The sequence below is a fragment of the Clostridium gasigenes genome (assembly GCF_017348895.1).
Classification (GTDB): domain Bacteria; phylum Bacillota; class Clostridia; order Clostridiales; family Clostridiaceae; genus Clostridium; species Clostridium gasigenes.
The window spans coordinates 3,120,654-3,140,918 of the sequence record NZ_CP071376.1; the positions used below are offsets into that span (position 1 = coordinate 3,120,654).

The 20,265-nt window shown below is 29.6% G+C and carries 18 protein-coding genes; 17 read left to right on the forward strand and 1 reads right to left on the reverse strand.

Going from position 1 to position 20,265, the window contains the following annotated elements; translation table 11 throughout:
* Nucleotides 1–3: 3 nt before the first annotated feature.
* The 13 genes from J1C67_RS14550 (at nucleotide 4) to J1C67_RS14610 (ending at nucleotide 15,943) form a co-directional block, all read left to right on the forward strand.
* Entirely contained in the window at nucleotides 4–567 is a 564-nt protein-coding gene (locus J1C67_RS14550; RefSeq protein ID WP_167864990.1) for a major tail protein, read from the forward strand.
* A gap of 98 nt (nucleotides 568–665) precedes the next feature.
* On the forward strand, nucleotides 666–1,025 hold the full coding sequence (locus J1C67_RS14555) for an RNA polymerase subunit sigma (protein ID WP_167864991.1): 360 nt from the start codon (nucleotides 666–668) through the stop codon (nucleotides 1,023–1,025).
* Nucleotides 1,026–1,246: 221 nt separating this feature from the next.
* A complete protein-coding gene (locus J1C67_RS14560; protein WP_167864992.1) occupies nucleotides 1,247–4,828 on the forward strand; it encodes a phage tail tape measure protein in 3,582 nt (1,193 codons plus the stop codon).
* 2 nt (nucleotides 4,829–4,830) lie between these two features.
* Nucleotides 4,831–5,529, forward strand: a complete 699-nt coding sequence (locus J1C67_RS14565) for a phage distal tail protein (RefSeq protein WP_167864993.1) — start codon at nucleotides 4,831–4,833, stop codon at nucleotides 5,527–5,529.
* 36 nt (nucleotides 5,530–5,565) lie between these two features.
* Nucleotides 5,566–10,392 (forward strand): phage tail spike protein, encoded by a 4,827-nt coding sequence (locus J1C67_RS14570; RefSeq protein ID WP_167864994.1) that lies wholly within the window; start codon nucleotides 5,566–5,568, stop codon nucleotides 10,390–10,392.
* Between the two features lie 38 nt (nucleotides 10,393–10,430).
* A complete protein-coding gene (locus J1C67_RS14575; protein ID WP_167864995.1) occupies nucleotides 10,431–11,243 on the forward strand; it encodes an N-acetylmuramoyl-L-alanine amidase in 813 nt (270 codons plus the stop codon).
* 30 nt (nucleotides 11,244–11,273) lie between these two features.
* Nucleotides 11,274–11,477, forward strand: coding sequence for a hemolysin XhlA family protein (locus J1C67_RS14580; protein ID WP_167864996.1), 204 nt, complete (start codon nucleotides 11,274–11,276; stop codon nucleotides 11,475–11,477).
* A gap of 17 nt (nucleotides 11,478–11,494) precedes the next feature.
* Nucleotides 11,495–11,683, forward strand: a complete 189-nt coding sequence (locus J1C67_RS14585; RefSeq protein WP_207713752.1) for a phage holin family protein — start codon at nucleotides 11,495–11,497, stop codon at nucleotides 11,681–11,683.
* A 213-nt stretch (nucleotides 11,684–11,896) separates the two neighbouring features.
* Nucleotides 11,897–12,937, forward strand: a complete 1,041-nt coding sequence (locus J1C67_RS14590) for a hypothetical protein (RefSeq protein WP_167864997.1) — start codon at nucleotides 11,897–11,899, stop codon at nucleotides 12,935–12,937.
* A 291-nt stretch (nucleotides 12,938–13,228) separates the two neighbouring features.
* Complete coding sequence (locus tag J1C67_RS14595; RefSeq protein ID WP_167864998.1) at nucleotides 13,229–14,056, forward strand: hypothetical protein; 828 nt, start codon at nucleotides 13,229–13,231, stop codon at nucleotides 14,054–14,056.
* Nucleotides 14,057–14,306: 250 nt separating this feature from the next.
* Entirely contained in the window at nucleotides 14,307–15,212 is a 906-nt protein-coding gene (locus J1C67_RS14600; RefSeq protein WP_167864999.1) for a DUF6731 family protein, read from the forward strand.
* A 19-nt stretch (nucleotides 15,213–15,231) separates the two neighbouring features.
* Nucleotides 15,232–15,786 carry a hypothetical protein gene (locus J1C67_RS14605; RefSeq protein WP_167865000.1) on the forward strand — a complete coding sequence of 185 codons (555 nt, stop codon included), beginning with the start codon at nucleotides 15,232–15,234 and terminating at the stop codon, nucleotides 15,784–15,786.
* Nucleotides 15,767–15,943 (forward strand): hypothetical protein, encoded by a 177-nt coding sequence (locus tag J1C67_RS14610; RefSeq protein ID WP_167865001.1) that lies wholly within the window; start codon nucleotides 15,767–15,769, stop codon nucleotides 15,941–15,943. Before J1C67_RS14605 ends, J1C67_RS14610 begins: the two co-directional genes overlap by 20 nt.
* A 49-nt stretch (nucleotides 15,944–15,992) precedes the next feature.
* On the opposite strand, the gene J1C67_RS14615 is transcribed toward J1C67_RS14610, so the two are convergent.
* On the reverse strand, nucleotides 15,993–16,430 hold the full coding sequence (locus J1C67_RS14615) for a hypothetical protein (protein WP_167865002.1): 438 nt from the start codon (nucleotides 16,428–16,430) through the stop codon (nucleotides 15,993–15,995).
* 171 nt (nucleotides 16,431–16,601) lie between these two features.
* Here J1C67_RS14615 and J1C67_RS14620 point away from each other — a divergent pair, with 171 nt between their 5' ends.
* Genes J1C67_RS14620 through J1C67_RS14635 form a run of 4 tightly spaced genes read left to right on the forward strand, consistent with a single transcriptional unit; the run spans nucleotide 16,602 to nucleotide 20,256 of the window.
* The gene (locus J1C67_RS14620; RefSeq protein ID WP_167865003.1) at nucleotides 16,602–18,287 is read left to right on the forward strand and encodes a recombinase family protein; all 1,686 of its coding nucleotides are present in this window, start codon (nucleotides 16,602–16,604) and stop codon (nucleotides 18,285–18,287) included.
* Complete coding sequence (locus J1C67_RS14625) at nucleotides 18,268–18,738, forward strand: ATPase, T2SS/T4P/T4SS family (RefSeq protein ID WP_167865004.1); 471 nt, start codon at nucleotides 18,268–18,270, stop codon at nucleotides 18,736–18,738. The genes J1C67_RS14620 and J1C67_RS14625 overlap by 20 nt, the downstream gene beginning before the upstream one ends.
* Nucleotides 18,707–19,765: a type II secretion system F family protein gene (locus tag J1C67_RS14630; RefSeq protein ID WP_167865005.1), complete on the forward strand. Its 1,059-nt coding sequence runs from the start codon at nucleotides 18,707–18,709 to the stop codon at nucleotides 19,763–19,765. Before J1C67_RS14625 ends, J1C67_RS14630 begins: the two co-directional genes overlap by 32 nt.
* Entirely contained in the window at nucleotides 19,762–20,256 is a 495-nt protein-coding gene (locus J1C67_RS14635; protein WP_167865006.1) for a type II secretion system protein, read from the forward strand. The genes J1C67_RS14630 and J1C67_RS14635 overlap by 4 nt, the downstream gene beginning before the upstream one ends.
* The last annotated feature ends 9 nt before the right edge of the window (nucleotides 20,257–20,265 follow it).

Below are 20,265 nucleotides of genomic sequence, written 5' to 3' on the forward strand. Positions count from 1 at the left end.
TTAATGGCAGTTCAAGCAATTGAAGGATTAAGAAAATTATATTATGCAACGATTACGAGTGATGATGCAAAAGGAACAGTCTTTGGCACACCAAAGTATTTAGAAGGAGTTAGAGAAATTGCAGTTAAACCTAAATTAGCAGAAGGATCTTACTACCACGAATCAAGAAAGGTTATTTCAAAGAGTAAATTTTCTGAAAGTGATATAGAAATTGATATTACTGATTTAGAAGTAGCAGACCAAGTTGTGTTACTCGGTCATAAATTAGCAGCTGGTGGCGGTATTTTAAAAAATGCAGATGATATTGCACCTTATGTATGTTTACAATTTAGTGCAATGAAAGCAAATAGTAAATTAAGATTTGTTACATTATATAAATGTAATTTCGCAATATCTGATAACAATTACAAGCAAAGTGAAGATAAGATAGATTATTCTTCTCAAAAATACAAGGTAACTGGAATGGCCCTAACAAATGGGTGTTATATGGTTATTGCAGATGAAGAAGACGGAATGACCGAAGCGGCATTCTTTTTAAAAGTTCCAGATCCAAAAATTAAAGCATAACAGGACTTTAGAGAAAAGATGAATTCAGGGATAGATATTATATGTATCTATCCTTATTTAATTAAAAAATTTAAATAAAGAAGGATGGATATAAAAATATGAAAGAATTAGAAAAAGTAAGAAAATATAAAATTGGTGAAAAAGAATTTGAATTTAAAATAACTAATAGAACGATCTTAAAAATAGAAAGTAAATATGGAAATTATGCAGATGTGTTTAAATCTTTGATAGAAAATAGAGAAATAACAACTACATCTTTAAAACTATTACTTTGTAGTAGTGTTGATGCCACTTTTAATTATACAGATGTAGAAGGTTTAGCGGATGATTTAACATTTATACAGATGAATGAAGTACCTTTATTCGTTACGGAGATGTACTTGGATTATATGGGAATTAATACAGATCTTAAAGAGAATAAAAAGGATAATGTTGAAAAAAACGAAGTAGCCAATTAGACATCTATAAAATAGATTTTGATTGGCTTTTTTATATAGCACATACCCATTTAAACTACACGAGGAAAGAGTTCTGGGAAAGTACACATAAAGAGATATGCGTATTGTGGAATACTCATAGGCGGTTTAATGGCTGGATAGATGAACCTAAAAAAGAAGAGAAAAAAACTGTAAACGTAGAGGATATATTCTTTTAATTTTACAAAGGAAGAGGTGAGAAAATGGCAGGAGATGTAAAAAAACGTATTGAGGTAGATTATGTACTAGACAGTACAGGATTTAATAAAAACTTACAACTTATAAATAATTCTGTGAAGCAAAATAATGCAAGTTTGAAATTAGCTGGTGAAAGTGTAAAAGCATTTGGAGGAACACAGGAAAATTTAAAAAATATACAACAACAAGTTGCAAAAAGTTTTGAAATGCAAAAAGATAAAGTTAATTTATATAAAGATGAAATAGAAAAAACTAACTCTAAAATGCAATCTAATGTAGATGCTAGAGATAAATTGAAAGTTAGTTTGGAAAATGAAAAGGTTAAATATTCAGAAGTAATAAAGTTATATGGTAAAGAAAGTGAAGAAGCTACAAAGGCAAAAGCTAGTGTGGATAAGCTTACAGAAGAGTATAAAAGGAAAGAAAAAGCGGTTGAAAATAATAATAAAACAATTGGAACTTATACTACTAAGATGACCCAATCCAAAACAGAAATGGTTAAGACAGAAGCAGAATTAAGAAATTTAGGAAAAGTATTATCTGAAAATGATAATAAATGGTTAAATGCTAGTAAGTCTATGCAAAAAAATAGTGAAGGCATGAAAAATGCTGGAAGTAAAATGAATAGTGTTGGAAATGGAATATTAGCAGTAACAGCTCCATTAGTTGCAGCAGGAGTTGCAAGTGAAGTTTTTGGTATGCAGTTTGAGGATAATTTAGCTAAAGTAAGTACAATTTCTGATGATGCGGTAATTCCTATAAGTGAACTTAAAAAAGAAATACTAAATTTATCTAATGAAAGTGGTGTAGGTTTAAATTCCTTAACAGGAGATGTATATGAAGCTTTATCAGCAGGGCAATCTACGGGTGATGTTATGGGGTTTGTAGCGAAGAATACTAAATTAGCGAAAGCAGGGTTTGCAGATAGTGGAGAATCCTTAGATTTGTTAACTACTATTATGAATTCTTATGGATTAAAGGCCACTGACGTAAGCAGAGTAAGCGATGTTTTAATTAATACCCAAAATAAAGGAAAAGTAAGTGTTGGAGAGTTATCTAAAAGCATGGGTCAGATCATTCCAACGGCTAATGCAGTCGGAGTAAACCTTGAGCAGTTGAGTACAGGATATGCAATTATGACTTCAAAAGGTGTAAAAAGTGCAGAAACTACTACTTATATGAATTCTCTTTTTAATGAACTTGGAAAAAGTGGAACAGTGGCAAGTGATGGAATAAAGAAAATGACAGGTAAAACATTTCAAACTTTAATTAAAGAGGGTAAGTCAGTTGGGGATGTATTAGCAATTATGGACAAAGGAGCAAAGGCTAATGGGCTATCTTTATCTGATATGTTTGGAAGTGCCGAAGCTGGAAAAGCCGCTATGTTATTGAGTGCAGAAGGTGGAAATGAATTCAATAAGACATTAGGAGAGATGAATAATAGTTTAGGTGAAACTGATAAAGCACTTGCAAAAGTCACTGATACAAAAGGAGAAAAATTTAGAAAAAACCTAAATGCAATTAAAAATGAATCTATAAGATTAGGGGATGCATTAGCTCCTTTAATGGAAAAAGGTATAGAGTTACTTGGAAAATTAACAGATAAATTAAGTGGAATGAGTACAGAACAAATAGAAAGTATGGCTAAGATGACATTATTTGCAGTTAGCTTAGGAGGAGTATTAAAATTAGTTGGTGGTGCAGTAACTGGCGTAGGTAATTTAGTTGGTGCATTTGGAGCAATAAGTAAAGTAATTGGGACAGCTACAGTTGCAACAGAAGTTGCAGGAGCAGCAACAGTTGGGGCAACTGGAGCAACGGTTGGAGCAACAGGAGCATTAGCAGGATTAAGTACGGTGGCCTTACCTTTAACATTAGCAATAGCAGCACTTGGAATTGGAATTTATGCGGTTCACGAAAGCAATGACATGCTGAGTAAATCTTGCAATGTAGCTTCCGAAGATTTAAGTGGCATGGAAAAGGCAATGGCAACATTAAGTGGTGTTACATTACATTCCAAAGAGGCTATGAGCGAATTAGGGATAAAATATGGTGAATGGAATAAAGATGTAAGCCCAGAAACTCAAACAGCGTTGACAGACATTACGACTAAAGTTGGAAATCTTAAATTAGCTATAGAAAATGGTTCTGGAATTGAAAACTTTATTTCTACAGCAGATGGAGTAAAGGTACAACAACAGGCTGCGGATCTTATAGAAGGAATTAAGAAAAAGATAGAAGAAAAGACTCCAGGGGTTCAAAAAAATTTGCAGGAAATATTCAATACTGATGGGGTTATAGATGAAGAAGAAAAGAAGACCTTAGAAGCAATGGATATTGGTAATAAGAATCAATTAGAAAAATTAGAAGGACACAATGTTAAAATTAAGGAATTACAAGCGAGGACAGCAAATGAAACAGCAGCACAAAGAAAAGTTACAGCTGCGGAGATACAAACTGAATTGGATGCAATAGCACAAATAGGCTTGGAATCAAGTGTAAGTTCACAGGCAGAATTATTAGCAAGTCAAGCTGATTTCAACGCAAGAATTAAAACTTTAGATGTGACAGGATTATCAGACATACTTAAAGAAAAATCTAAAATGAGGGATGATAATATTGCAGCAGAAAACTTGAAATATAATACATCTATTGAGGCTTTAAAATTAAGTTTAAACACAGCTGGCGAAGCTGAAACAGTAGCTATTAATAATAGTATTACTAAATTAGAAAAAGGAAGAGATGATTCGGTACAAAAAGAAAAGGAGAAATACAAAGGGTTCCTAGATACCGCAACAGAAGGAAATGCTGCTGTTTTAACTAATTTAGATTTGCACAATGGCGAAATGCTTACTAATCAAGAAAAAAGTAGGAGAGCAGAGGTTCTTAAATATGGAGATAAAATGGAAGATTTATTAGGGATAACAGCCTCGGGTTGGTATAACATTAAAGACAAAACAACTGGTCAAATGCACGAAACTTACGTTAACGTGGATGAAAAAACTGGAATGATAGAGGGTGTTTGGGATGCAACGACCAACAGCATTATAGGTAAACCAATTACCGCAGAAGAAAATATAAACCAACAAAAAATAGAAAATGGATTCAATACTATCGAGAATAATTATGATGGAGTTAAAGATAGCATTTTTGGAAATGGAGTTGAGGTAGCGGTAAAAGAAACATGGAATCCTTTTGGGTGGCTAACAAGTGCATGGACTAATGCTAAGAATTGGTTATCTAATAGTCCTGCAACAGTAAATACTGGTGGAGGTGTGGATAACAACTGGACAGGTACAGATAATTTTCAAGGTGGATTAACTACCATGCATGAAAAAGGCTGGGAATTATATAATCTACCAAAACAAAGTAAAATTTACAATCATGATGCGAGTGAAGCAATGGTGTTAGCTACAGCAGAAAGTGTTGCAACAAAGGTTGCCAATAGCGTGATGAGTAGTTTCAGTGGTGGTGGAAACCAAAATATAACTATAGAAGTACCAGTTAATTTAGATGGTAGAGAAATTGCAAGGATAACAACTCCTTATGTGTCAAATAACCTTGCAATGCAATCTAGGAGGCGATAAAAATGTTTATAGATAATCGAGACATAGGTACTTTTGGGGCAATGTTATTAAACTACGATATACAAAATGCAGAATTAGAGACGAAAAAAGATTGGTTAAGCAAAGCATATAGACCCATTTTAATTAATCAAAAATTCTATTATAAGAAAATAAATATAGAGCTAATAGTAGAGGGATTGGATAGAGAAGACGTACTAACTAAATGTAGCAACCTTAGTAATGCCTTAAAGAGTTGTACTATAAAATTCAAAGATATGTCTTTTTATTATGATTGCATTTTAGACAGTTGCCAGATTGAAAAATCTATTTCTTCTAATCTAGTAAAGTTGAATTATACCCTAAGTGCAGGATATGCCTATAAAAGTATTATCACGGAGAGTTGTAATAGGATTGCTACAAAAACTATGAAAGCAAATGGAAATCTTATTACACCCTGCATAGTCGAAATTACTCCATCTATAGACATTATAGATATAGCTATAGAAGGTTTAGGAGAAGATCAAATTACTATTAGAAATTTAAAAGCTAATAAAACAGTTATATTAGATGGGGAATTATGCAAGGTTACGGAAAATGAAATTAATAAATTTAATGATACAGATATGTGGGAATTTCCAAGACTTATACCATCAGATAATGTCTTGAAATTTAGTAGGAACAATTGTGATATAAAAATTAAATATAATGCTAGATTTATCTAGGTTGAGCTTAATAATCCAAAAGAGGGAGGCGTGGCAATGCTACAGCTATATGATATAAATAAAAACAAAATAAAAGGTTTAACTGAATATAAAGATCTAAAGATAGAGAGGGAAATTAATGTAGATAATACCCTCTCTTTTTTGTGCCCAAAAAATGAAGAAATACAGGAAGAATGCTATATTAGAACCAAAGAAAACGAATATGTAGTTAAAGAAATTAACATTAGAGATGATTGGAATGAAATAGTTTGTAGAGTAAATTTGGAAACTATAAAAGGAAAAAATGTAGGGCATTACGAGGCTATTGAGCAGACTTGTAATAATAGTGTTAATTTAGCATTAGTAGGTACAGGCTGGATGGTTGGTGGTTGTGATGTAACAAAAAAAAGAACTACAAGAAAAAAGAACTGTACTAGCTATGAAATATTAAAAGAAATACAAACTGCATATCTTTGTGAAATGGTTTTCGATGCTATTAATAAAAAAGTATATATATATCAAAAGCTAGGTGAGGATAAAGGTGTTTATTTCTCGGAACAATTAAACTTGAAAAATCTTAATGTGCAGCGTAGTTCCTATGCGTATGTAACTAGAATTATTCCAATCGGCAAGGATGGATTGAAAATTAATTCAATTAATAATGGAAAAGAATATATAGAAAATTATAAATATAGTACAAAGATTCTTGCAACTTACTGGGAAGATAATAGATATACTAATGTGCAATCTTTATTAGAAGACGCTACTGCTAGGCTAAATATTTTATCAGTTCCTTTAACTTCTTATAGCACTGATATAATAGACCTTGCAAAAATATCAGATGAATATAAAAATATCTTAGATTATAAATTGGGTGATACTATTACTTTATTATCTAAAAATAAAAATATTAGGGAAAAGCAAAGGATAGTTAAATTAACAGAGTACCCAGATCAACCAGAACTAAATAACTGTGAAATAGCTAATAAAATAGCAAGATTAGAGGACATTACAGAGCGTTTTGAAGATACATCTAACATAATAGAATCAATAACCACTACAGAGGGTTTGGTGGATGGAACTAAAATAGATGGTTTAGAATGGGTAAAGATAAAAAATGTAAGTATAGAAACAGCAAATATTACAGATTTAAGTGTAGTTACAGCAAGGATTGGGACATTAGAAGCAACCACAGCTACTATTACAGATTTAACAGTTATTAATGGTAACATAACTAATTTACAAGTTGACAAGGCAAATATAACAGATTTAAAAGCAACTAATGCAAAAATAAATGTGTTGGAAGCTGATACAGGAAATATAAAAACTCTTTTGGCTGGAAATTTAACCTCTACAAATATTCAAGCAGGTGGTGTAACAAGTGATAAATTAACAATATCAAATGGATTTATAACTAATGCCATGATTGGTAATTTAGATGTGTCTAAAATTAATGCTGGTATAATAAATACTAATAAATTTGTTGTTAAATCAGATGATGGTGGAATAGAACTCTCAGGATCAACACAACAATTTAAAGATAAAAATAACAAAGTTAGAATCCAAATGGGGAAAGACTCCAAAGGTGATTTTAACTTTATTTTGCGTGGAGAAGATGGAGCAACTATATTAATAGATCATACAGGAATTAAGAAAAATGCCATAGCAAATGATTTAATTGTTAAAGAAATGATTGGAGCTAAAGCAGTAGGAGAAAAACAATTAGATTACACTAGTTTTAGCGAAGGGTTTAATAAAGATACTAATACAACTACACTTAAGGCAACTAAAATTAAATTAGATAATCAAAATCAAACATTGGATGTTGCATTTAATGGTTTGAAAAGCCAAGCAGATGGAACAAAGAATTTAACAGATAGTCATAGTACTACTATAGGAATCCAACAAGGGCAGATTAATACTGCTATTAATAACAGTCAAATAATTAAAGATGGACAGACTATTTTGCTTAAAGATGATTACAACAGGACAGTAGTTACAGTGGATTCTATTAATACTACAATAGGAAAGCATCAATCTACTTTAGATGCTAATACAAAAGATATTGTAAGTGTTACCACAAATGTTACAGAAGTTAAAAAAAGTTTAGATGGAATAACAGCTAGAGTAGGAAGCTCAGAATCTAATATTACTACAGTAACAAGCATTGCTAATAGTGCTTTAACAAATGCTAATAAAGGGGTCAATGATGCAAGTACAGCTAAAGCAAGGGCAGATTTAGGTGTAACTAACGCAGAATTAGCTCAAACTCAAGCAAATAAAGGAGTAGCTGATGCCTTACTAGCTAGTAATAAAGCTGGTCAATCTCTTATAGATGCTAAAACTTATACTAACTCACAGATATCTACAGTTAATACAAATGTAAGTAATGCTAATAGTGAGATTAATATATTAAAAGGTAAAATTGACTTAAAGGTAGAGCAATCCAATATTAATACTGCTGTAAGTAATATTGTTGTGGGTGGACGGAATTTAATACTAGATAGTCAAAATATACAAACAACACCTAATAATGCAGGGTTGGGCATTGCAATAAAAATGACAAATGAAACTATTCCATATTGGAGGGTTACTGCAATTACAACCGTGTCAACTTATGAAAGTCCTATATGGGCGTATATGAGTGCAAATTGTATTGTTGGGAAGGCTTATACAATAAGTTGCGATGTTAGGATACCTGCAAATGGTAGTGTTGGATTTTATGCAGGATTGGGTACAAATACAGGAATAGTGGCTAATGTTTGGACAAGAATAAGTTATACTTTCACATATTCTACCTACAGAGCAGGAGGACATACTTATTCAGGAACCCAATTAGACTATAGAAATTGGAAATTAGAGATTGGAACTAAAAATTCTGATTATACACCAGCTCCAGAAGATATTGATAAATCTATTTCAGATACAATTATCATAAATGAAACTAAAATCAACCAAGCTAAAGCAGAAATATTGGTAGAAACAAATAGTATAAAACAGAGTGTAAGTAGTGTAGATAGTAAAGTTACTACAATGACTACAACTGCAAATAATGCTTTAACTAATGCTAATACAGCACAGACACAAGCTAATCTAGGAGTTACAAACGCTAAAGGAGCTTTAGATAAGGCTAATAATGTAGATGGGAAAGTAACTACATTAACTAATACAGTTACAAATACAAATACTAAAGTAGCAACTATAGAAACTAATTTAAATGGAATTACAAGTAGGGTAAGTGCAGAAGAAAAGAAGTCTACAGCAATAGATGGAAAAGTTATAGCCCAAGAAACTAGGCTTACTAGTGCAGAAAGTAAAATAACAGCTAGTGCAATAATATCTACAGTACAAGCTACTATTACCACAGCTAAAACAGATGCTATTAATAGTGCTAATGCTACTACAGCTGCTAAATTAAATGCTTATTCTAATACTAATCAAATGACTACAGCAATTACTCAATCTGCAAATAGTGTAAAAACTGAAATTAGTAATACTTACATTACAACTGGTAATGCTAATAATAGTTTTGCTACTAAATCTAGTGTTGCTCAAACAGATTTAGAATGGAGGGCTACTTTTAAAAGTAGTGGTGGAATGAATTTACTTACCAATAGTGGATTTAAAAATGGATTTTGGAATTGGATTAAGACTACAGCCAATTCTAATGGCACTGGTGTTTTTTATGAAGTTTGGCCCGATAGTAGTATTTATTGTCCTAATGGTAAACAAGTTGCTGTTCTCAGGGCTACTAATAATACGACCGGTGAGATTAGATTAGACAGTTCTAAATTCAAAGTCAAGCAGCACACTTGGTACACTGTTAGTTATTTAGTTGCAGCTCATAGATGTAGTGAAGTAGGTTCATATATTCGTGGTAATTCATGGGATATTATAAATTCTACTCGAAGTTTACCAAAGACTGGGGGTAAGGACGGTACGAATTGGACGAAACATGCTTATAACTTTAATAGTGGCGATAATGATCAAGCTAATATAAATCTTATATTATTTAAAGCTGAGAATGACGGTTACGCATGGTTTACAGACGTGATAGTCACAGAAGGTACTACGGAAGTACCATGGTCACCACATCCAAGTGAGTTATATGAAGGTAGTACATGTATAGACGCAACTGGTGTAACAATTTACAACGGAGCTATAAAAGTATTAGATTCCGCTGGTAATGAGGTATTAAAAGGAGATAGTAGTGGGATTAGCTTTAGTGGTAGATTACAGCCTAGGGATAATACTATCCGATTATTCGGAGAAAATTGCAAGTTGGAAGGTGGTTATGGGGGATTAAGAAGAAGTGTGGGTAACACTTATGATTCTGTTACAGATGGAGGTTCGTGGGTATTATTTAACCCACATAGTCAAAACGGTACGAGGTATGCAGGAATAACGGTAGATAGGGAATCTCATGTACAATTATTTAGCCAATCAACAATGCTGAAACTATTAAATGGTGGGACACCTAGTGTTCAGGCTAGATGGGCTGGTGATGGTGGGTATTGTATGATGCAGGCCAGTTCTTTTACTGTTAGCTCAAGAGAGGAATTCAAAGAGAATATACAAGCACCCGATAATATTGATTTTCAAAAAATACTAATGGAAAATACAATAAAATCATATAACTACAAACAGGATTTGGCTCAGATTGAAAAAATACCAACTGTAATGCTTCCAGATGGTACAAACCCAATAAAACCAGATATAAAAATTGGACTAGTAATTGAAGAATTATCAGAAGAAGCTGTATCATTATTTAATCCAACAGGAAGTGATGGTGTGGACTTGTATTCTATGTGTTCAGTATTATGGAAGGTCAACCAAGAACAAGAAGAGAGAATAGTAAAACTAGAGCAATTACTTAATGTGTAGTTGCTCTTTTTAATATAAAAAAATAAGGAGGAATCATGATGGCAAGATATTCAGTAGATTATGGGCACTGCCTTTCTGGAGGGGACACAGGAGCAGCAGGTAATGGATATAGAGAAGAAAATTTAACAAGGGAAGTAGGTAAAAGAGTTGTAGATTTATTAAGAGAGAAGGGGCATGAAGTCCAAGCAATAGATTTGCAAAGTGCTGGAAGTGTGAGAGAAAGTTTAAATTATAGAATAAATAAAATAAATTCTTTCAATCCAGTATTATCAGTATCAATTCATTTTAATGCAGGTGGTGGAACAGGATCTGAGGTGTGGAGTGATGGATTTAATGCTCCAATATGCAATAAAATATTAGGCAATTTAAAAGTAATTGGATTACCTAATAGAGGGATAAAAGACGGTTCAGATTTTGCAGTAGTATCAGTAAATCCGTACGCTTTTTTGGTAGAATGTGCGTTTATAGATTCATCGGCTGATATGAATAAATATGATGCTATGAAGTTTGCAAGAGCAATAGCAAATGGTATAGATGGTTCAATTCCGTTAACAGAAAATAATAATCAAAATAATAATAATGAGGTGTTAAAAGTGGAAAATATTATTCAATATGAAACTTTAGTAGATATGTATATAGCGGAGCAATTAGCAGATAAGTTAAATTGTCCAACAATAAATAGCAAAAGACCGTATCCATCGTACAGTCAATATAAGAACGTCATAGCAATAGGTGGTGGCACTAATTTTAGCGGATATACTAATGTTAAAATAGCGGGAAAAGATAGAGATGAAACATTAAGTAATGCAAAGAAATATGCAAGATCACAGGGGAAAACTTGGAACGATTAAAACACATAAATAAAACTAAGGAGAAAAATTATGAATGATCAGATTTATAAATTAGAAGAAAAAGTTGAGAAGCATGAAAATAGAATAACAAATTTAGAAATTACAGATGCAACTATCATGCAGCAAGTTAGGGATCTAGTGAAAAGTGTAGATGGATTGGTTTCAACTATGAAATGGTTACTTGGAATAATTGTAACTATTAGCATAGGATTATTAGGGATTTATTTTAAATAGAAAGGGAGGTTTTAATAATGGAAAAGTTAAAAAATTATGGTTTATGGATTAGTGTAATTGCATTAATACCTATGTTATGTCAATCATTTGGATTAGATGTATTACCTAATAATTATAAAGAAGTATCAAGTGCTATTTTAGGTGTTTTTGTATTGTTAGGAATAGTTTCTAGTCCAACAATTGGAAAAGGTTATTCAGATAAATAATTTTAAATTTTAAGGTTAGGAAGTAGAGAGAAATCTTTATTTTTTAACCTTTTTTTTTGTTTTATGGACAAGTCTACCAATTTTATTGTAAAATAAAAGAAATCACTGTCGATTGGTAGTCGTAGTGGCTTCAAAAGAAAAATTGTATTTCATTAATATACATATATTGTATTTGGTTAATTTACTGAATACAAGAAAAAATGGGGGTAGAGTATGAATTTATCAGATATTAAAAATCAAGCTTTAAATCTTGAAATTAATTTAGAGAAACTCAGTGACACAATTGAAGGTTTAGACAAGTGCAATTTTATAATAATGGAGTGGGTGCAATTTAGTTCTAATTTATTGATCACTTCTGCAATAGAGGGTAATCCTGAGGGTGCATTACATATTATAAAAATGCTAAAAAAAGATACTATAAAAGTATCTAACAGCTATATCCAAGCTTTGAGAAATATAAACTTTAGAGAATGTTTTTACACGTTAGCAAATTTGAAAGGTACATATGAATATTTCAATATTGATAAATTTATAAAACAATTTGATATCTGCGATAATGTTATATTCAAATTAGCTAGAAATGTAGAAAATTCTCGCATAGCCAAATTAATGCTTGATACATTTTATGAGATATCAGAACTAAATAAACAATATGATTTAATAAGGTCTGATATAAACCAAATAAAAAAAGTAAGTGATAAACTTATTGGAGAAAATAATTCTGATGGACTTCAAATAAGATTATTAAATGAAAATAATGAAGTTAGTAACTTAATTACAAATGTTCAGTTGATACAATTAATTTATAACAATATTAATTTAGTCTTAGGAATTGAAGGGGAAGAGTTGAAATATTCAAGGGTGGAATCAGGTAGCTTAGAATTGTTTTTAATTGGGGGAGCTACAACTTTTGTTGCTTTAAAACCTATGCTTGAATTTGGATATAAAGTATATTCAGAACAGTTTAGCAAAAAATCTCGTTTAGAAACTATAGAAAAAGATATAAAAGTAAGAGGAGAATACCTTAAGCTATTAAAAGAAGCTGGAGAGTTAAAAGGCGATAATGATCAAATACAACGAATACTTTTAGATTTAGAACTAAATATAAAAAAACTATATAGTGAAAATCCATGCATAGTACTTGACAATAATGTTATTGGATTACATGAATTAAAAAATAAATCTGTTGCAATAAAGCTACTAGAGCAGGAAGAAGAACACAAACAGGAATTAGATAATGTAGTTGTGAATTAATAATTAAATTTACATTCGGGCTAATAATGTTGTGAAGTTAAGAATTGAAATCACTAATTCCTTTATAAAAAGAGTAAAGTTAACTGGCTTAGAGTTAATTAAACTGATAAATGACTAGTCAAAAGTGTAAATTTGAAGGCTAAGAAGTAGAGAGAAATCTTTGTTTCCTAGCCTTTTTTATTTTGTAAATAAATAGAAAATTATAATAGAAAATAGATATATTTGTATAAAACATGAAAATAATGTAATATGGTTAATGATTATAATTTTTAATGGAGGATGAGCATATATATGGAAATTATTTTATACGCTATTTTTATTAGTTTAACATTTTTTTTATCAGTAGTATCACCAATAATAATAGGAAATACAATAAAAAAAAGTGAGAAGAATGCAAAAATACTTTCGAGAGGGACATTATGGCTATTTAAAAAATTAGGAGCAGCATCAATTATATTTGAATGGGTATTTATATTAGTAAATAGGCTAATTAAGAAAATATTTAGATTCGAAGATGAAGACGAGTCATTTTTGGCTATGATTAATGTTATGATTACGATAGGGATAGTAACAGCTTTGTATTATTTTTTTAGTTACCAGAATTTAACAACAGTATGTATAGAATTAAGAAGCGTTATTATAGAAAATTTGGGGAAGGGAATAGATCTTAAGTCTATAATTGAGTTATTTTTAGATAATGGTTTATTAATAATAAGTTTTCTTAAAATTGATGGTTGGTATATAAAATTATTTATACAAATAATTTTATCTATATTATATGTAGCAATAATATTTTATGGAGTTGAAAACATAAAACAATTGAATAATAAAAATTCTAATGGGAAAGTATATTTTAAATTAGGATTAATAAAATCAATAACTTTAATAAATGTAATTAAGACATCTATAGTTATTGCAGTTGGCTTATTTATTTTATCTTTAGGAACTTCGGTTGATGGAATTGCATTAACACTTTTAGTGTTGAATGTATTTAATATAGAAATATCATTAGGAACAGCTGTTGTAGCATTAACACCTATAGTAGCAGAAAAGGCATATGTGAAGTTTACTTCTAGGAAGCTTGAGCCATTGAAAGATTCACATGTATGGGGACGTTAAGTCATCAAGTTGTTACTTTATATGAAATTATAAAAATATGTAGGTAACTTTAACAAATTGTAGAAACATATAATCTATTGGAGCAACTTTTTATTTTATGGACAAGTCTACCAATTTTATTGTAAAATAAAAGCAGCAACTATGATGAACAAATCAGTAGTTGCTACATATAATAGAGTTTATATAGTATTCTAATATCTATTATATCATAATTTAAATAAACTATGAATACACATGATGGAGGAAAATTATGGGTACTAACAAGAAGGTAAAGGTATATTATTACATACCAACCATGAATAAATTTGGGAAAGAAATTACATATCCTATTACACAGATATTAGAAGGATTAATTAAGGAAGAATTAAGGGATAGAGTGTATGGAGGAACAGATGAAAACATACAGTTAAAAGAAATAAAAAGAGTAGAAGGTTCCGAACATCTTTGGAAACTATGCTTTTTCAAAAATATTTCTGAATCTAATTTTAAATCAAAAATAGAAGATGAAGTAGATGAAGCTGAACCATTGGAAGATGATGAATATATGGGACAAGAATCTTGCTGCATATATGATGAAAGAAATTCGATCATGGCTATTCAGAATAATAGATATAGTACGTCATTTAAAGGAATAGAAATGTTTTTAAAGAATTTTATTGATTTTAAAAATTGGTATATTAAACCTATTATTGGTGAGAATATAGAAATAGGAGAACAAGATACCAGAGAGTATAAAAGCATAATAATAAGTTATATAGATATTAAAAAGATATCTCAATTAGCTGGTGCAGGTGATATTGATGCTATAAAGAATATTTCAGCCTTAGCAAACGATATAGGGGCTTTAAATGGAAAAGTAGAACTTTCGGTAGGAAGAGAAAAAAGCAATTATTTATTTAAAGGTAAAGTTGGACAATTACTTAACTTCCTTATTGAAAACAAAAAATATGCAAGCTCACTGAAATTAAAGGTTATAGATAAAGATGGAGTAAGACTTATAGATCTAATAAATAATAAAGTTTTTGATGAGTTTTATATGACTGTATCTAAAGGAGATCCAAAGGCTGTAAGCAAAATAATGAATCCTATGATAACACTCTTTGAAAAGAAATTAGACGGAGAATTGAAGATGTTAAATAATGTAGTAAAAAAATAAAAGTATAGGAGGCTTCACTATGAAATTTTTAAAAAATCGTATTATTAGGAAAATAATAATTTTCAATGTATTTTTATTAGGTGGTGGAGCTATAATATATTTTTATCAACCTTATATTTTTGAAAAAATTATGAGATATATTAGCTATAAAACTATCAATTTCAATTTCAAAGACTTATTATCAATTACAATTACAATTCTTGCAATTATAATAGGTCTAATGATTACAATTGCGACTGTATTAATATCAATGTGTGAACAACGTACGATAAGAATAATTAGTGAATTAAAAGATAAAGGGGTACTGCTTAGAGTTATTAAAAAATCAGTGCTTTTTGGAATACTTACAGAGATGAGTTTAGGTATAGTATATATTCAAGCAGATTTTAATATAATAAAATTAAGGATATTTATATTATATTTAACATGTAATTTTCTTTTGTTATTTATTTTATATTCGAACAGTCTGATAGATTTATTAAATAAACTATTGCATAATGTTGTTGAAAATTCAAATCAAACTGATGAAGTGCCAGGGATATTTATAAAGCCTAATGAACAAAAAGATAAATAGCCTGTTATTTCTTAATATAATTAGAAAAATTAGAAATAAGTCTGGACATTCAACAGGAATTATTATTAATAGTAATGAACTTCAAACTATATTTAGTCAGTATCATTTACTATATAATGATATTCATAATTTAATAAGTAATTTAAAAGAAAAGTAAAATAGTTAAGACTATATATCGAGAAAAATCTCGATATATAGTCTTTTTTTTATTCTTCTGATGAAAAATCTTTAGGTATAAGAGTATATCCAATGATTTGATCAACAAACAAATGAATTTGATCAAAAGTAACACTTGGATTAACCATAGAATGTTTTGAAATTCCATTTAGATAAAATGTTACATTAATAAGAGTTATACTTGAAGATACATCTAAGTAATTTAATTCACCATGTTCTTCTTCTAATTGTTTAATACATGTTTCAAAAGAAGTAGAAATAGAGTCTAAATTAACAATAGCTCTAGAAGAGTTGTTAAAATTTTCAATAGATGTATCGGTATTACAACTATTTGATATTGATCCCTTATAAGAACCAGCAGCAGTAAATATTAACACATCACACTTTGTAGAATTTATCTCATTAAGTGCATCAACTAAAATAGAAAGGGATGCAAATTTGAGTTTTTTTGTTGAAATATCATACATAAAATCACCTCCTTTAAGGATTATATTCCATATTAATCTATAAAATCCTTTTTTTATTTTTTATTTGCATTTTATTGGCAGATAGCCTTCCTAAAGATTATTGCATGTGATAAACTATATAAATAGAAAACAAATAGTTTAATACATGCAATAAAAAGGAGAATGAATAAAATGGATTTAATAAATGTATGTGCCTACTGTAGGGTTTCCACAGATAAAGAAGAGCAAAAGCAGTCATTTGAGGCCCAACAAAGGTTCTTTAAGAATAAATTAAGTAAGGAAAATAAATATAACCTAATAGATATTTATACAGACGAAGGGTTAAGTGGGACTAAATTCAGAAAAAGAGAAAGTTTTAATAGGATGCTACATGATGCAGGTTTAGATAAAGTAGAGAGTAGCAGCAATATAGCAGAAGTAAGGAATAAATATATATCAACAGATTATATTCTATCTGAAAGAAAACCTAAATTTAAATATATATTTGTTAAGGACAGTAGTAGGTTTGCGAGAAATACCGAGGTAAACAGAATATTAAATAGATTAAGAGATAAAGGCGTATATGTCTATTTTGAGGATTTAAATAAAAGTACTGAGAATGATACGGATAAAATGTTAATTGAATTTATATTTAGTATGGCCCAGCAAGAAAGCATAGACAAAAGTAATAAAGTTAGATTCGGAAATAAAAGAAGTGCAGAAGCTGGAGTTGTTAGATTTGGAAGAGAAGTATATGGCTATACTATTAATAATAAAGAAAATACTTTAAGAGAAAATAAAGAAGAAGCAGATATTATAAGGAAAATGTTTAACATGAGACTTGAGGGGAAAGGCAGCAGAGTAATGTCTAAAGAATTAGCAGATGAAGGAATGGTTACAAGGAAAGGAACAAAATTTGAACCGGGTAGCATTAGATATATATTAAAAAATCCAGTTTATATGGGTAAGTTAGTAAGAAATAAATCTAAAGTATCATCTATTGGGGATAGCAGCTCTAGGATAACAAATCCTATGGAAGAATGGATCATAGAGGATTCTGATAAAGTTGATAAAATTATAAGTGAAGAAATATTTTATGAAGTGCAAAAAATAATATTAAAGAGTGCTAAAAACAGTAGAGGAAAATATAATGGAAGAAAAGAATATGCGGGCAAGATAGTTTGTGGTAGCTGCTATAAAAATTATAATAGAAGCTGGGGCGTAAATGATATTAAGTATTATGTATGTAGTAATAGAAAGAAACATTCTAAATGTATGAATCCAAATCTAACTGAAAAATTTGTTGATGCAGAGATAGATAAGTATTTAGTTAAAGGTGAATATAAAACTATGGTTAGGGGATACTGTAAGCTGTTAATTTATATAATGTCGGATAAAGCACAAAAGATTATTGATGATGTTCCAGCAGAAAAAATTAATGAAATACAGGCTGAAATAGATAAATATAAAAATAAGATAAGCATATTGCTAGATATTTTATTAGAAGATGGATCTGAGAGCAGTAAAGAAATGTTTAATAACAAAAAGTCAGAATTTGATTCTAAAATTAAAGAATTGGAAAAAGAGTTAGTAGAGTTAAATTCTACAAAAAAAGTGAAAGAAGAAAAGTTAGATAAATTAGGAGAAATCCAAGAATCTATTGAAAAATATTATAGTACAATTCCGGAAGAGATTAGTAAAAAAGATTTTATCCAAAAGAACTTAATTCATATAAAAGTTAATAAAGATAAGACTTTAACTATTTTAAACAGAGGAATGGAATTTGTTTTTAATACGTTTAATACTTTAGGTTTATCAGAAAAGGAGATTGATGAATACTTAAATATGACATTGCATAATGAAACATACGATACATAAGGTATATGCCACGATTCACACTAAAACACCTAGGGAAGTCTATTTAAGGCTAGATGATATGGGGGTTAAACCATATTTTTTAAAGGATTCAATTGTAGGCATAGTATCTCAACGGTTAATTAGGACTTTATGTGAGAAGTGCAAGGTTTATAAAGAAGATATTTGTTTTTGGGGAAGAAAAATAAAAAGCTATGAAAAAGGTGGATGTATAGAATGCAACAATACGGGCTATAAAGGAAGAACAATGGTGTCAGCAGTAGAATTAATAGAGGGAGAGTATAAAGAATCCATCTCAAGTATTTTCCAAGAAATAAATTTACTATCAAATGTTGAAATGATAGAATCTCTAATTTCTTTATTAGAAAGAGGGTTAATTTCAATAAATGATTATAGAAAATTTATTTTAGAGGAGGGAATTAATGAAAAACTTTATAAAGAGAGTAATGCTTAGACCAAATAATGATAGTTTAGCTATTATAGCAGAAAATATAGGAAGTCTTTATTCTGAGGGTATACCATTTCTAACTATATTAGAACTATTAAGAGAAATGCCATTAGCTAATGGCTATAAAGACAGTATTTATAAAATTCAATATGATATAGAAAATGGAGAATCTTTTGAGAATGCATTAAAGAAACATAAAGAGTTATTTCCACAATTTTTTATTTCTATGGTTTCAATTGGAGAAAAAAGTGGACGTTTAAATGAATCTTTAAAAGGGATTAAAGAATATTATACTAAAATTAGTTCAATTAAAAAAATTGTAGGCAATGCATTAGCATATCCATGTGTTTTATTAGTAACAATGATAAGTCTTGGTTTATTTTTAGCACTGTTTATAATACCAAGTTTTTTTGATCTTTACAGTTCAATGGGAACGGAGATGCCTAAAAGTTGTTTGGTTATATATGAATTTGTACAAAAAGCAAAAGAAAATCCATTAATTATAATTATCTATGCTATAAGTTGGGGAATAGTGATTCCGAGCTTAGTAATAAAGTATGGGATTAAGAAATATGTAAGAATACCTTTTGAAAAAATTTCTATTATAAGAGATTTTTATGAGTATATATCTATCTCTTTACTATCTATCATAGTAAAGAGTGGTATCAACTTATCTTTGGGACTTAACTATTGTGCGAATAGTTTTTCTAAGGGGATTTTAAATCATAAATTCGTAAATATAAACTCAGCTATAATAGATGGAAAAACATTATCAGAAGCACTACAAGGAATTGATGGATATTCTAAATATACTATATCAATAGTGAAACTTGGTGAAGCTAGTGGTTCTATGGATGAAAGATTGGAATTATTAAGTAGTTATTTAGAAAAGAAATCATTAGAAAAAATAAATAAAATACTAGCTGGACTACAGCCAGCCTTAATATTAGTTATGGCAGCAATTGTTTTAATATTTATAATGATATTTGTTATTCCTTTATTTGGAGCAATGATGACAGGGGCTGAAGGATGAAGAAAAAAGGATACACATTAATTGAACTTGTAGTTGTTATGGCAATACTATCAATATTACTTGGAAGTGGATTTGCAATAATAAAAACACTAAAGCACATAAAAAGTCAAGTAGAAGTAGAAGCTGCAATATATGAAGTTCATAGCATTTTGAGTTATGCTAAAACCTATTGTAGGAAAAATTTATGTGATGGAGAGGTAATTATAGATACGGTTGAAAACAGTATTGGATTTAAATATAGGGATAAAAATAATATAAATAACAAATTGGTAGGAAAAAGTGAAAAATTTCCTGATAATATTAAAATTTCAGCTAATTTTAAACCAATAAACCTTGTGAATGTTAGCGATATGGGATATTTGAAAAATTCAGGAACTATATTTATAAATGATGGAGAAAAGCAGTATAAAATAACTATAGCCGTAGGAAATGATACTGTAACAGTCAAAGAAGACAAAGAGATAATAGATGAAATAGAAAAAAGTAAATAGAATTTTGAT